Genomic DNA, 12,727 nt, shown 5'->3' on the forward strand with positions numbered 1-12,727 from the left:
TTTTCGTATTCCCGTCTTGATCGCGCTCCGTTCCCCTTATTTCTCTTCTTCGGCCAGACCGAAGGCTTCGCGCGTTTCGCCAACCTGGTCGATGATGCCGAATTCCTTGGCCCGTTCCGGCGACATGAAGTTGTCCCGCTCCAGCGCTTCCTTGACCGTGTCGAAGCTCTGGCCCGTGTGTTTCACGTAGATATTATAAAGACGATCCCGAAGGGAAATCGTTTCACGGGCGTGAATCTCGATATCCGTGGCCTGGCCCTGATAGCCGCCAAGCGGCTGGTGCACCATGATGCGGGCATTGGGCAGGGCAAAGCGCATGTCCTTTTCGCCGGCAGCCAGCAAGAGCGAGCCCATGGAAGCGGCCTGGCCGATGCAGACGGTCGACACTTTCGGGCGTACATATTGCATCGTGTCGTAGATCGCCAAACCGCTCGTCACCACGCCGCCGGGCGAGTTGATATACATGGCGATTTCTTTTTTCGGATTGTCCGCTTCCAGAAACAGCAACTGCGCCGTGATCAGCGTGGCCATGTAGTCTTCCACCTGGCCGGTCACGAAGATGATGCGCTCTTTCAGCAGGCGCGAATAAATATCATAGGCGCGTTCGCCGCGGCTCGTCTGCTCGACGACCATGGGAACCAGCGTACTCATATAGGTATCGATCGGGTCTTTCATCTATTTGTCCTGCCAGTCGATTGAGGGCGCACCGCTTGAGGGGAAGGGTTGAAGGACGCCATCCCCGCCCTTCATTGAATAGTTCGATTCGGTAAATGGATCGTAGATCACTATACCTCAAGGGGCGATCACGCAAACTCGTGCACGATCCGGGCGGAATCATGCAAAATAGCCCCTTAACAAGAAACCTAGCGCAAGTCATGTGAGGGAGACGCAATGAAACCGGCATCCTCGACCTTTTCCATTCTGACCATGGGGTTACTTGCCGGTGGCTTGCTGACCGGCTGCGGTTCGGACCGCCCGGACGGGCGTCTGCCGGGCGAGCCCATTGCCAATCCGAAGGAAACGGCGGTCTTGCGCGCCGATGCCAATGGCGACCGGCACGTCACCACCGCCGAATATGATGCCTATGTGCGCCAGTTCTTCATCGATACGGATACGAACGGCAGCGGTTATATCGACGAAGATGAATGGAGCAAAGCCCAGGACGCCGCCGGCGGCTATGGCATCGCCCGGGCCGGATTTCTGGCCGTCGATCTGAACGGCGACGGGCGGATCAGCGTTTCCGAGCTGACCTCCCTGCCGCGGTTTGCGTTTTACGAAATCGATACGGACGGCGATGGCACGATCACACCGAAGGAACTTGCCGCCCTGCCCGCCATTCGCGGCAAGGAACGCGGCGGTCTTGCCCGGCCGGACGGTTCGGAAGGACGCACGGGAGATCCCGGCCTGCCTTATTAGAGGCAGACCGGACCCGTCATCAGCCCTTTAGAGGCAAATCGTCCGCAGCGGCGGAAAGCCGTTGAAGTTCACGGCCGAGTAGCTCGAGGTATAAGCGCCGGTGCTCAGAATATGCACCTTGTCGCCGATATTGAGCGCGAGCGGCAGGTGATAATCGGCCTTGTCGTAGAGCACATCCGCGCTGTCGCAAGTCGGGCCGGCAATCACGACGGGGCCGGTGGCTGTGCCGTCATGCGCCGTACGCAGACGGTATTTGATCGCCTCGTCCATCGTCTCCGCGAGGCCGGAGAATTTTCCGATATCGAGGAAGACCCATCGCCGGCTGTCGGCGCTGCCCTTCGTGGAGATCAGCACGACTTCGGACTGGATGACACCGGCATCGCCGACCAGGCCGCGGCCCGGTTCGATGATGAGGCGCGGCCAGTCGTCGCCAAACTCTTTTTCCACCGCCGCGCGGATGATGCGGCCATATTCCATGAGCGCCGGCACATCGCGCTGATAGCGGGCGGGGAAACCGCCGCCAAGGTTCATCAGCGTCAGGCGGATGCCGGAACGCTCCAGCGCTTCGAAGACGCGGGCCGCGCGGGCGATCGCGTTCTCCCACTGCGCCAGATAGACCTGCTGCGAGCCGACATGAAAGGAAACACCGATCGGGTCCATGCCGAGATCGGCGGCGCGGCGAAGCAGCCGCACGGCTTCTTCATCCGGACAGCCGAATTTATGCGAGAGCGGCCAGTCGGCGCCCGCGCTGTCGGTCATCAGCAGGCGGCAGAAGACCTGCGCGCCCGGTGCGGCCTGCGCAAGTTTCAAGAGCTCGGCTTCACTGTCGAAAGCATAAAGCCGAACGCCTTTTTCGTAGGCATAGGCGATGTCGCGCAACTTCTTGATCGGGTTGCCGTAGGATATGCGCGAGGGATCGGCCCCGGCATTGAGGCAGAGATCGATCTCGGCAGGGCTTGCCACATCGAAATTCGAGCCATGGGCTTCGAGCCGCCCGATGACTTCCTCGGCCGGGTTCGCTTTCACCGCATAGAAGACTTCCGTCTCCGGCAGTGCCTGGCGCAAGCCCTCATAGGTGGAGGAGATGATATCGAGGTCGACGACCAGCACCGCCTCGTCATGGACGTGGCTGGCCAGATAATGATCGACCTTGGCCGACAGGATCGGCTCCTTGCCGCCAGCGGCGGCATAGGCACCGAAGAGGTTCACCACCTCGGCGTCCAAATCGTGTTCGATATCGATATAAGTGGAATCAGGGCGCAGGACTGCCTCGCCCTCAGCGGTTGGTGACATTCGTCAATCCCTTTCAAGCATGGCTGCCTTACAGCCAATCGTTCGAGAGGGACGCCTTCCGTCGTTGCTTAAACCATCCAGGGGCCAGAGGCACGTGCGTGTGCGTCGCGAAGGCGGGATGTAAAGCCGCCGCCCTCCAATTGCAAGCGGCATTTTCGTCAAAGCGCAAAAAACTTTATGACGGCTCGCCCGCCGGTTCCTCACCGGGGGCAAGATCACCGGGTAGCGGCAACCGGGCAAGATGAAACTCGCGCAGAACCCGGACGGTCGGCTTGGCGGCAAAGGCGAGACTGCCGGCCAGAAGCATCCAGGTGCCGGGTGTCATGAGCTGGGGGAAGAAGAAACAAATACTGCCCGCGACGAAGAACAGCGCGGCGGAAAAATCCACCAGCGTGAATATCCGCTCATAGCGGCCATAGACTTCCCGGTGGCGCGGCGTTGCCGTGTAGAGCCTGTTGTTGAACATATCCGATCTCCTTGGCGCTTTCGTCCCCTCACGGAGCTTCAAGAAGTCAAAAGCCCGGCGCGAAGGCCGGGCTTTTTCATCGTAAGATCAAGGGATTGAGTCTCAATCCTCGTCTTTTTTCTTGGCCGCGGTCTTCTTTGCAGCCGTCTTCTTGGTTGCGGTTTTCTTGGCCGCCGTTTTCTTCTTGGCGGCGGGCTTCTTCTCGCCCTCGTCGCCTTCGTCTTTCTTCGCGGCGGTCTTCTTGGCAGCCGTTTTCTTTTTAGCGGCCGGCTTTTTCTTCTCGCCGTGATCGTGGTCGTGGTCATGATCATGGTCGTGATCATGGTCGTGATCATGCTCGTCCTGCATGCTGGCCAGCAGCTCGTCCTTGGAGACGGGCTTTTCGGTCACATCGGCCAGTTCCAGGATGAAGTCGACGACCTTCTCCTCGAAAAGCGGCGCGCGGATCTGGGCAATCGCCTGCGGGGTCTTGGTGAAATACTCATAGACCTGGCGTTCCTGGCCCGGGAACTGGCGCGCGCGCTCGGCGATCGCCTGGTTCACCTCGGCATCCTGCACCTGGATCTTGTTCTTCTCGCCCACTTCGGCAAGCACCAGGCCAAGGCGCACGCGGCGCTCGGCAATGCCTTTATATTCCTCGCGCAGCTTGTCTTCCGGCTCGTCCGCATCGGCAACGGTCTTGCCCTGATGCTCCAGCTCATGCTCGAACTGCTGCCAGATCTGCTCGAACTCCTGCTCGACCAGCGTCGGCGGCAGTTCGAAAGAATGCAGCGCATCAAGCTCGTCGAGCAGCACCCGCTTCACGTTTTCACGGGAAACGCGGTCGTAGTCTTTCTTGATCTGCTCTTCGATGGCCTCGCGCAGCTTCTCGAAATTCTCCATGCCGAAGCGCTGGGCGAATTCATCATCGAGCTTGGCGGCGGCCGGGGCCTGCACTTCCTTCACCTTCACCTCGAAGACCGCATCTTTGCCCGCCAGGTGTTCGGCGCCGTATTCTTCCGGGAAGGTGACTTTCACTTCCACGTCCTGGCCGGCTTCCGTGCCCAGAAGCTGATCTTCGAAGCCGGGAATGAATTGGCCGGAGCCGAGGACGAGACGGGCGTCTTCCGCAGCGCCCCCTTCGAAGGGCTCACCATCCAGCTTGCCGACGAAATCGATCACGACCTGGTCTTTTTCCTCGGCCTTGCCGTCTTTCTTCTCGTAGGAAACCTGCTGCTCGGCCAGACGGTCGATCGCTTCTTTAACGTCGTCTTCGGGCACTTCGGCCACCGGACGCTCCAGCTTCACTTTAGAGAAATCGGCCAGCTCGATTTCCGGCACGATCTCGAAGCTCATCTTGAAGACGAGGTCGGCCTTGCCTTCGACCATCGGCTCGACTTCACCCTCGATATCGATCGAAGGTTGAAGAGCCGGGCGCAAGCCCTTGTCTTCCAAAGCTTTTTGACTGCTCTCAGAAACCGTCTGCTGGATAACTTCCGTCATCACCTGCTTGCCGAAGGTCCGGCGCAGATGGCTCATCGGCACCTTGCCGGGGCGGAAGCCTTTCAGCCGCACTTGCCCTTTGAGCTCTTCGAGCTTGGCGGACAATTTGTCTTCGAGGTCCTGCGCCCCAACCGTAATTGTCAGCTCGCGCTTCAGACCGTCTGCACTGGATTCGGTGACCTGCATCTCTTCTCTTATCCATTTTGGCTGCCGGGGAGACTGTCTCGGCTTTTCGCCGCCTTACCGCTTTCGTGTGGTGCGGGTGGAGGGACTTGAACCCCCACGCCTTGCGGCACGAGAACCTAAATCTCGCGTGTCTACCAATTCCACCACACCCGCAATGGCACGAAAAGACGGCGCAATCCCGCCCGGGGAGCCCCCCGCGATCCGGGCGGCTCCTTGGAAATTGGCGCCCTCTATAGCAAGGGCGCCGGGCTATGGCCAGAGAAATACTAAGAGAATTGGCGCCTCCCGGGCTCCGGGAAGCGCCTTTTGCGCCTATGGCACAGCTATGGGCGCGCGTTGCGGGAAAAATCGTAGGTCTTGAGCCGCCCGGTGCGCTTGGCCCAGCGATAGACGGAGGCTCCGGCCGGGTTCTGATGCAGCCAAAGCGCCTTCGGAAAGCCTTCCAGATTGGGAATCCAAAACCGGTCCGGCGGGGCTTTTTTGGGCGAGGTGGCGCCGAGCTCGATCTCACCGCCGACAATGCCCGCCCCTTCGGTGTAATGACGCCGGGCGACCACCGCCCCTTCCCCATCAATAATCTGCGTCTCGCCCATAAGCTGGGTGCGGGTGGGCACGGAAATGCGCGTGCCCGGCAGCACCAGGAAACCGCCTTCGAGCATGCCCGTATGGCCTGCATGGAGCAGCGGCGCGCCAACGAGGGAAGCAAAGCGCGGCGGGGTAATCTCCATGGCCTTGCCATTGGCCTTGTGAAAGCGCCGCTCGAAGGATTTCCAGAAATTCCAGCCGGGCGCGCTCCACCAATGCGAGCCCGTCATCATCAACCCCACCTTGCCCGCCAAGCGGCGCACGGTCGCGGTGCGGATCAGCTCCCAGCAAACGGCCGTGCCGACCGGGCCCATCGCGGTTTCGAAATACCCGTCATCGCTGCCGCCCGTATAGAAGGCGTTTTCGACCATGGTGGGCCGGTCTTTGTCATGGCGGTGCACGGTGCCGTCCGGCTCGACCAGCGTATAGGTGTTGTAGACATCGCCGTCGCGCATCTCCAGATAGGAGCCGCCGATCATCGCGCCATATTTTGCGGCCTTGGCTTTGAGCATATCGAGGGCGGGGTTTTCCGGCGGCAGCGAGCATTCGAACAGCCGCTCGTCATAGACGATGCGGGTGGTGAAGAACTCCGGCAGCGCGATGATTTCCGCCCCCTTCGATCCAGCTTCATCGATGAGGCGGCTGGCCTGGTCGATGTTGAAATTCAGATCGGCGACTTTCGCTTCCATCTGGATTGCGGCAACGCGTGTCATCATATCCCTCCCAATACCGGCCCTTCCGCGCAGCCAATGCCGGCGCGGCAGACCTGTTTTCTCCTCAAAGACAGCTTGTCACTTAAGGAAGAGAGGGTGCGGTCACATTTTCTCTATCTGCGCAGGGCGCAGAAAACGGGAGATTGCGGAAGATGCGCTCTTAAAGAGCCCGCTCCATCCAAAGCACGTCCCAGTACCGCCCAAACTTGCGGCCTACCTCACGGAACAGGCCCGCCTCTTCAAACCCCATGGCCCGGTGGAGGGCGCAGGAGGCTTCATTCGGGAGCGTGATTCCGGCAAGGGCGCGGTGCGTGTCCGCCTGCCCGATCTCGCCGAGCAGCCTTTCATAAAGCGCCCGGCCGAGCCCCGCCCCTTGCGCCGCCGGGTCGAGATAGATGCTCACTTCGACGGAGGTATCATAGGCCTGTTTAGGGCGGAAGGGCATGGAACAGGCCCAGCCCAGCGTTTGGCCCTCCCGCTCGGCGACGAAACACTGATAACGGCCCTTATCGGTGAAAAGCGAAAACCAGTCCGCCTTGCGCGCGGCCAGTGTCTTTTCCTCGATATCGAAGGTGATGGGCGTCTCGCGGATATAATGATTGTAGATGCGAAGAAGCGCGGGAAGGTCCGCCTCTTTTACATGGCGTATGACGGTCATGGGGGCCGCGCTCTTTCAGCTTGTCTGTCTTTCTTGGGCACCCGCCGCAAGACGGGTCCCCACAGGACAGACTATCCGATCGAGCCATGGGAGGGTAAAGGGGAAAGACGGAATAGGGCCTTATTTCAGCGCGGCGGCCAGCTCATTCGGGTCGATCCTGAAGGCCTGCACCTTGCCCCGGCTTCGGCGGTAAAGCACGGTGGAGATCCGGCGGTAGGCGAGATAGGACGCGCCTTCGATCAACTCTTCTTCGGTTTCGATGTCGTAGCGGCCCGCGGGCAGCTCACCGCTGATCCCCGATAAGAACACCGGCTTCTTGAAAGTGACGGTGGTTTTTTGAATGCGCGTTTCCATGGAAAAACTCCGAGGAAAGGCTCGCAGGGCAGATTGCGGAGGAGACACTCTCCCCTCCGCATTGCCAAATTAGGACTTTGCGCCCTGCTGAGCGGGTTCAGCCGGCTGCGCTTCTTTCGGCGCGGCCTCTTTGGGTTCTTCTTTCTTTCCCTCGGGCTTGCTGCCTTCGGATTTCGTCTGATTGGAAGAGAATTTATTAAAGGACATAAAAATGCCTTTCAGTAAAGCGGCAATAATTTACCGCTCTCATTAATATGGCCCTCGTTTATTTATTAACAATACGCGGACCAATATTTATTTTTTCTTTGAAAACTAGGGTTATTGGAAGATTTTCTAAAATAAATCGCGCAAAACCACCGGCAGCATCTCCGGCAAATCCTCCGCGATCAATCCCGGCCCGAACGCCCGGCCCGCTTCACCGTGCAGCCAGACCGCGGCGCAGGCTGCCTCGAAGGGCGCCATGCTCTGGGCGAGAAGCCCGGTGATGATCCCGGCCAGAACATCGCCCGAGCCTGCCGTTGCAAGCTCAGGGCTCGCATTGGTGTTGATGGCGGCGCGCCCGTCCGGCGCGGCGATCACGGTATCGGGGCCTTTGAGCACGACAATCGCACCGGCTCTGCGGGCGGCAGCGCGGGCCCGCTCCAGCTTCGAGCCTTCGATATCCTTGAAGAGCCGCTTGAACTCGCCTTCATGGGGCGTGAGCACGGCGGGACCTGCAAAATATCCCTCGATGGCAACGAAGAGATCGCGCGGCACTTCCTCGAACGAAGTCAGCGCATCGGCATCGAGCACGACGGCGGCGCCTGAGAGAAGAATGGCGAGCACTTTTTCGCGCGTCGGCCCGCCAATGCCCGCGCCCGGGCCGATCAGCACCGCATTGCGGCGCTTGTCTTCCAGAAAAGCCGTCAGCTCATCCGGCGTGTTCACCGCGCGCACCATGACGGCGGTAAGCTGGCTTGCATTCACCATCAGTGCCGATGAGGGCGAGGCGAGCGTGACGAGGCCCGCGCCCGCCCGCAAGGCAGCCCGCGCGCCGAGCCGGGCCGCCCCCGTGGTGGACATGCCCCCGCTCACCACGACGCCGTGTCCGCGCGTATATTTGTGATCGCCGAACTCGGGGCGCGGAAAACCGCCGAGCCAGAGCGAGGGGCAGTTTTCATAGGTGTGCGGCAAAAGCTCGCCCAGCGCCTCTTCGCCGATGCCGATATCGCGCAGCAAAAGCTCGCCGCAATGACGCCGCCCGCCGAGCAGATAATGGCCGGGCTTCGCCCTGAAAAACGTCACAGTCAAAACCGCCTTGAAGGCCGCGCCCAGCACCTCGCCGGTATCACCGTGAAGGCCGCTCGGCATGTCCACCGCGACGACGGGAGTGCCAGCGCGGGCCGCCGCTTGAATAAGCTCGGCGGGGACGCCTTCAACAGGGCGCGAGAGACCCGCGCCGAAAATCGCATCGATGATGAGCCCGGCGCCGCGCACCGCATCGCCCGTCATGGGATGGATGGCGCCGTTCCAGCGGCGCGCCATTTCGGCGGCGTCCCCTGTCAGCTTTTCCCGCTCGCCCAGCAGGTAGAGAGTGACGGACCAGCCCGCCTCGCTCAAATGCCGGGCGGCGACAAACCCGTCCCCGCCATTATTGCCCGGCCCGCAAAGCACGGCGACGCTCGCGCGCTTGAAGCGCGCGGTAACCGCTTCGGCGACGGCGCGGCCGGCATTCTCCATCAGCGTGAGGCCCGGCGTTCCCTGCGCGATCGCCCAGCGGTCCGCCCGGCTCATTTCATCGACTGTCAAAAGCTCATGCATGGCTTCGTCTTTGCCTAGAAAAACGGCGGAAGGAAGGCGGCCCAGAAGGCTGCTTAGTTCACCTTCGTGTCCGCCTCCCGGCCCTGTTCGACAAGCGAGAGCGTGCCGCCCGCCGTCTCGAATACGGTAACGGAGCAATTGTCCGGTTTGAAGCAAATCACTCGCGGGTCTTCCACCGCATGGCCGAGCGCCACGTTGATGGCGATGAAATGGCTGAAGATGACGGTATCGCTTTCAAGCTCGAGCAGCGCATCGACCACGCTTTGCCGCCAGGCGAGCAATTTCGAATCATAAGCCGTGTGCTTGCCGTCACCGGCTGCCACCGCATCCGCCCAGGTGCCGGCCATGATCGAGCGCAGCCACTCGCCCCGCGCGCGCAGATCCTCCACCGGCGAGGGCACTTCGGCGACGCGCGGTTCGATTTGCGGCTGAAGACCCCAGCGCCCGGACAGCGGCTCGGCAGTTTCCCGGCAGCGGCGCAGCGGGCTGGAAAGCACGGGAAGCGGCGCATCGATGCGCTTTTCGATCTCATCGGCGGCAGCTTCCGCCTGCGTGCGGCCCAGATCGTCGAGCCCCGGATCGGCATCCGCGTCCCAGCCTGCTGCCGCTTTGCCGTGCCGGATCATGTAAATTCGTGGCATCCGCCTCTCCCTTGTCTTCCGCCGCCGCGCAGGCAGCCCTTTGCTTTTCTGTACCTATTTGTGCCAGCCCGATTTGTGCTAGTCGACACAATGACGTGAACTGGCTAGCCTTTTACCGGGTTTCACCATCAAGAGGCACGGCCATGTCCGATACTTCTCAAACGCCCGATCCTTCTTCCGGCCCCGCGGCGGGACCGGTGGAAGATGCTGACGGCGTCAAGCTGGTATATATCCTCAATTTCCTTGCTTTTGTGATCGGTATTTCGGCAATTGCCGGCGTCATCGTCGCTTACTTGAAACGCGGTGAGGCAGGCGCGGTTTCGGCGACTCACTACACGTTCCAGATTCGCACCTTCTGGATCGGCCTTCTCATTGCACTTGTCGGCGGGCTGACCTCCGTCATTCTGATCGGCTGGCTGGTGCTGCTCTTCCTCATTGTCTGGCTGCTGGTGCGCAACATCAAAGGCTTTATGGCCATAAGCGACAACCGGCCCATCGCCGAGCCGGAAACCTGGCTCTGGTAAAAGGGCCCGGCACCCACAAAGCAAAACGCCCCGCTTGAGCGGGGCGTTTTCGTTTCACGGCGGCTTGCTTACGCCAGCTTGAAATAATGAATGCCGTCATCGCCGGTGGAAACCGTGCCGGGGCGTCCGAGGCTTTCCTCGTTCATCAGGCTGAGCATCTCCGCCGGGTCCGTTACATGGGCAACGAAGCGGGCATCGTCCGCATCGAGACGGCCCATGATGATGGCGAATTGCGGGCCTTCATGACCGTGCATGACCGAGAAGGTTTCGATCTTGGCCGGGCCGGAGGGATTTTCCTCCATGCGCGGATGCGGGCCGTTATCGATATCCTTCTGATAATCGGCCGGGTTCTCACGCTGCCATTTGCCTTCCTTCGGCGCCGTCGAATAAAGGCCGATGGAATGTTTCGTCACGTACCAGCCATTCGCCGTGCACAGGCCCTTGGAGCCGGGTTTGGCGCGCAGCTTGTCCATCATCGTGGCGATGGAGTGGAGCACGTAATCGTTCCCCGCCCCGCCGAAATAAGGCAGGCCGCCCGTCACGGTGAGATCGCGTGGATCGTCCTCGGCAATGCCAAGCTCATCGCGGCCGATCTGCACGGCGGAGGGAAAGCAGGAATAAAGGTCCATGTAATCGATCTCATCGATCGACCAGCCGGACATGGCGAACGCCTTCCGGCCCATGGTGCGGATGGCGGGCGAGGAATAGAAATTCTCGCGCTCGGTCAGATACCAGATGTCATTGGCATCGCCGCAGCCATGCAAGTAGACCCATTTATCTTCCGGCACGCCGAGCTCGCGGGCTTTTTCCACCGACATCATGACGACGGCGGCAGCCTGATCGACCTGCATGATGGCATTCATATACTTCGTATAAGGATAGCCGACATAGCGGTTCTGCTCGCTGGGGGTTGCGATCTCTTCAGGCGTGCGCTCGATGGGGAACCAGGCCTGCGGGTGGCTGGCTGCAACCTTGGTGAAAGGCGCCATGAGCTTGCCGATTTCAAGCTGATGTTCTTTCACGCTCCGGCCCTTCTGGCCGCGAATGGCGTTTTCAAAGAGCGGATAGCAGTTCACCGGAAAATGCAGCTTGTGCTTCTTTTCCACTTCCGTGACGCCGATGCGCTCATTGCCGATATCGATGCGCTTGCCTTCCGGGTCATCGCCCCAGTCGAGCATCTTGCCCTGGCCGATGGCGCGCATCATGGTGCCGAAACATTCCGAGCCCGCGATCATGACGACGGACTGATCGCCCTCGGCGATCCGCTCGGCGGTGTAATTGACGAGATATTGCGGCGTGTTACCCCCGGTCGGCCCGTAGCAGGTATTGGCCGGCTGGACGCCGAGCCTGTTGGCCAGCGACTGGGCGACATTGCCATAGCGCCCGAAAGGCAGGCGCGCGGCATCGGGCGAATCCGTGATGAAGCGCACGCAGGTGATGGTGTCGAGCTTGCCGAAGAGCTGATCGCCGAGCCCCGTGTCCTGCGCGGCGCGCCTCACGGCATCTTCCATCAGACCGAGCGGCGATTTCGCCTTCTCGACATCTTTTTCCTTTTGCGTGATCTGGCCGCAGCCGACGAGAACGGGGGTACGCGGGTCCACCATGCTTGTGCTCTCCCTGGAGATTCTAAGGGTCCGCAATACGGACTCATCTGTTTTGCGCGACACCTTAACGGCTGGCGCGGGCCTGTCCAGATGGGGGCGAAGGACGCCGCGTCCGCCTTACTTTGCGAAAGACGGCGCCCGGCTCGCGCGCCATCAACCCGGCTCACATGCGCGTCAGCCCCCCTTTCCAAAGGTTGCGGCTGGTGTACATGGTTAACGCGTCATTAACCATATTTGCGAAAGCGACAGGAGCCCCCCTCGATGTCCTCTCCTACCCCCTCCGGGCCCGCTACCTCCCCCGAGCCCATCCGCATCACCGTTTACCGCTGGGCCGGCAAATGGGGTCCCTTCAAGATTAAGATCCCCTGCGGCGAATGCGCCGTCACCGTCGATATCGCCAAAGACACGATCGGGAAGGAACTGGCGGGCGTACCCGTCGAGCTCGATGTGCGCGAATGGCTGAGCGAATGGTGGAAGCCGCTGCGTCTCGGCGCCTGGCATGCGCCTATCACCGTGGTCGAAAAGGAAGTGGTGGCCGAAGGCGAAGCGCTGAACCGCGGCGTGCTCGCCGAGAAAGTCATGGCCGAGGCGACGAAACGCTTTGCCGTCACCGGCACGCGGCTTTTCGGCAAGGACAATTGCCCCCATTGCGAGCGGGCGAAAACCTATCTGAAGGATGCCGGCATCGCCTTCACCTATCACGATGTCGTCGCCAATCCCGGCGCCATGTATGAAATGTTCGCGCGGGTAAAGCCCATTGTCGGGCCGAAGACGCCGATCACCACGCCGCAGGTCTGGATCGACGGAGCCTATATTGGCGGCGCCGACCAAGTAGCCCGGCATCTGGGCATTGCGGAGGAGAAGAAACCCCGCAAGCGGCGCGGCTTTCTCGGCCTTCCCTTCTGGGCCGGACGGCGGGCGGCGGCTTAGGCCCCGCTCGGCCTCACAATCCTCATCCGGGGCCTCATCCTGGGCCCCATCCGGGGCAAGACCTGCGTCTTATTG

The 12,727-nt window shown here is 61.1% G+C and carries 13 protein-coding genes and 1 tRNA gene; 3 read left to right on the top strand and 11 right to left on the bottom strand.

What is annotated here, in order from left to right; genetic code table 11:
* Nucleotides 1–36 precede the first annotated feature (36 nt).
* A complete protein-coding gene (locus M2A_RS05395) occupies nucleotides 37–675 on the bottom strand; it encodes an ATP-dependent Clp protease proteolytic subunit (protein WP_045444068.1) in 639 nt (212 codons plus the stop codon).
* Between the two features lie 216 nt (nucleotides 676–891).
* Here M2A_RS05395 and M2A_RS05400 point away from each other — a divergent pair, with 216 nt between their 5' ends.
* Complete coding sequence (locus M2A_RS05400; protein ID WP_045444071.1) at nucleotides 892–1,416, top strand: EF-hand domain-containing protein; 525 nt, start codon at nucleotides 892–894, stop codon at nucleotides 1,414–1,416.
* Nucleotides 1,417–1,443: 27 nt separating this feature from the next.
* Here M2A_RS05400 and M2A_RS05405 read toward each other — a convergent pair whose 3' ends face one another.
* The 9 genes from M2A_RS05405 to M2A_RS05450 all read right to left on the bottom strand — a co-directional run bounded on the left by M2A_RS05405 (nucleotide 1,444) and on the right by M2A_RS05450 (nucleotide 9,594).
* A complete protein-coding gene (locus M2A_RS05405) occupies nucleotides 1,444–2,580 on the bottom strand; it encodes a type III PLP-dependent enzyme (RefSeq protein WP_439645657.1) in 1,137 nt (378 codons plus the stop codon).
* 304 nt (nucleotides 2,581–2,884) lie between these two features.
* Nucleotides 2,885–3,175 carry a YrhK family protein gene (locus M2A_RS05410; protein ID WP_045444074.1) on the bottom strand — a complete coding sequence of 97 codons (291 nt, stop codon included), beginning with the start codon at nucleotides 3,173–3,175 and terminating at the stop codon, nucleotides 2,885–2,887.
* Nucleotides 3,176–3,277: 102 nt separating this feature from the next.
* Nucleotides 3,278–4,843, bottom strand: coding sequence for a trigger factor (tig, locus tag M2A_RS05415; RefSeq protein ID WP_045444077.1), 1,566 nt, complete (start codon nucleotides 4,841–4,843; stop codon nucleotides 3,278–3,280).
* Between the two features lie 68 nt (nucleotides 4,844–4,911).
* Nucleotides 4,912–4,996 (bottom strand) — tRNA-Leu (locus M2A_RS05420).
* Nucleotides 4,997–5,166: 170 nt separating this feature from the next.
* Entirely contained in the window at nucleotides 5,167–6,141 is a 975-nt protein-coding gene (locus M2A_RS05430; RefSeq protein WP_045444397.1) for a carbon-nitrogen hydrolase family protein, read from the bottom strand.
* Between the two features lie 160 nt (nucleotides 6,142–6,301).
* The gene (locus tag M2A_RS05435; RefSeq protein ID WP_045444083.1) at nucleotides 6,302–6,799 is read right to left on the bottom strand and encodes a GNAT family N-acetyltransferase; all 498 of its coding nucleotides are present in this window, start codon (nucleotides 6,797–6,799) and stop codon (nucleotides 6,302–6,304) included.
* A gap of 120 nt (nucleotides 6,800–6,919) precedes the next feature.
* Nucleotides 6,920–7,153, bottom strand: coding sequence for a hypothetical protein (locus tag M2A_RS05440; RefSeq protein ID WP_045444085.1), 234 nt, complete (start codon nucleotides 7,151–7,153; stop codon nucleotides 6,920–6,922).
* A gap of 333 nt (nucleotides 7,154–7,486) precedes the next feature.
* On the bottom strand, nucleotides 7,487–8,953 hold the full coding sequence (locus tag M2A_RS05445; RefSeq protein WP_045444086.1) for a bifunctional ADP-dependent NAD(P)H-hydrate dehydratase/NAD(P)H-hydrate epimerase: 1,467 nt from the start codon (nucleotides 8,951–8,953) through the stop codon (nucleotides 7,487–7,489).
* A gap of 53 nt (nucleotides 8,954–9,006) precedes the next feature.
* The gene (locus M2A_RS05450; RefSeq protein ID WP_045444088.1) at nucleotides 9,007–9,594 is read right to left on the bottom strand and encodes a histidine phosphatase family protein; all 588 of its coding nucleotides are present in this window, start codon (nucleotides 9,592–9,594) and stop codon (nucleotides 9,007–9,009) included.
* A gap of 143 nt (nucleotides 9,595–9,737) precedes the next feature.
* Between M2A_RS05450 and M2A_RS05455 the strand changes: the two genes are divergently transcribed.
* Nucleotides 9,738–10,118 carry a DUF4870 family protein gene (locus tag M2A_RS05455; RefSeq protein WP_045444091.1) on the top strand — a complete coding sequence of 127 codons (381 nt, stop codon included), beginning with the start codon at nucleotides 9,738–9,740 and terminating at the stop codon, nucleotides 10,116–10,118.
* A gap of 68 nt (nucleotides 10,119–10,186) precedes the next feature.
* On the opposite strand, the gene M2A_RS05460 is transcribed toward M2A_RS05455, so the two are convergent.
* Complete coding sequence (locus M2A_RS05460) at nucleotides 10,187–11,722, bottom strand: acetyl-CoA acetyltransferase (RefSeq protein WP_045444094.1); 1,536 nt, start codon at nucleotides 11,720–11,722, stop codon at nucleotides 10,187–10,189.
* 261 nt (nucleotides 11,723–11,983) lie between these two features.
* Between M2A_RS05460 and M2A_RS05465 the strand changes: the two genes are divergently transcribed.
* Nucleotides 11,984–12,652, top strand: a complete 669-nt coding sequence (locus tag M2A_RS05465; protein ID WP_045444099.1) for a glutaredoxin family protein — start codon at nucleotides 11,984–11,986, stop codon at nucleotides 12,650–12,652.
* Nucleotides 12,653–12,727 lie beyond the last annotated feature (75 nt).

It is taken from the genome of Tepidicaulis marinus (assembly GCF_000739695.1).
GTDB classification, from domain to species: domain Bacteria; phylum Pseudomonadota; class Alphaproteobacteria; order Parvibaculales; family Parvibaculaceae; genus Tepidicaulis; species Tepidicaulis marinus.

Excerpts from the sequence above, each read along its gene's own strand:
- M2A_RS05395 (WP_045444068.1), bottom strand. The coding sequence starts at position 675 with ATGAAAGACCCGATCGATACCTATATGAGTACGCTGGTTCCCATGGTC.
- M2A_RS05400 (WP_045444071.1), top strand. The coding sequence starts at position 892 with ATGAAACCGGCATCCTCGACCTTTTCCATTCTGACCATGGGGTTACTT.
- M2A_RS05410 (WP_045444074.1), bottom strand. The coding sequence starts at position 3,175 with ATGTTCAACAACAGGCTCTACACGGCAACGCCGCGCCACCGGGAAGTC.
- tig (WP_045444077.1), bottom strand. The coding sequence starts at position 4,843 with ATGCAGGTCACCGAATCCAGTGCAGACGGTCTGAAGCGCGAGCTGACA.
- M2A_RS05430 (WP_045444397.1), bottom strand. The coding sequence starts at position 6,141 with ATGACACGCGTTGCCGCAATCCAGATGGAAGCGAAAGTCGCCGATCTG.
- M2A_RS05435 (WP_045444083.1), bottom strand. The coding sequence starts at position 6,799 with ATGACCGTCATACGCCATGTAAAAGAGGCGGACCTTCCCGCGCTTCTT.
- M2A_RS05440 (WP_045444085.1), bottom strand. The coding sequence starts at position 7,153 with ATGGAAACGCGCATTCAAAAAACCACCGTCACTTTCAAGAAGCCGGTG.
- M2A_RS05445 (WP_045444086.1), bottom strand. The coding sequence starts at position 8,953 with ATGCATGAGCTTTTGACAGTCGATGAAATGAGCCGGGCGGACCGCTGG.
- M2A_RS05450 (WP_045444088.1), bottom strand. The coding sequence starts at position 9,594 with ATGCCACGAATTTACATGATCCGGCACGGCAAAGCGGCAGCAGGCTGG.
- M2A_RS05455 (WP_045444091.1), top strand. The coding sequence starts at position 9,738 with ATGTCCGATACTTCTCAAACGCCCGATCCTTCTTCCGGCCCCGCGGCG.
- M2A_RS05460 (WP_045444094.1), bottom strand. The coding sequence starts at position 11,722 with ATGGTGGACCCGCGTACCCCCGTTCTCGTCGGCTGCGGCCAGATCACG.
- M2A_RS05465 (WP_045444099.1), top strand. The coding sequence starts at position 11,984 with ATGTCCTCTCCTACCCCCTCCGGGCCCGCTACCTCCCCCGAGCCCATC.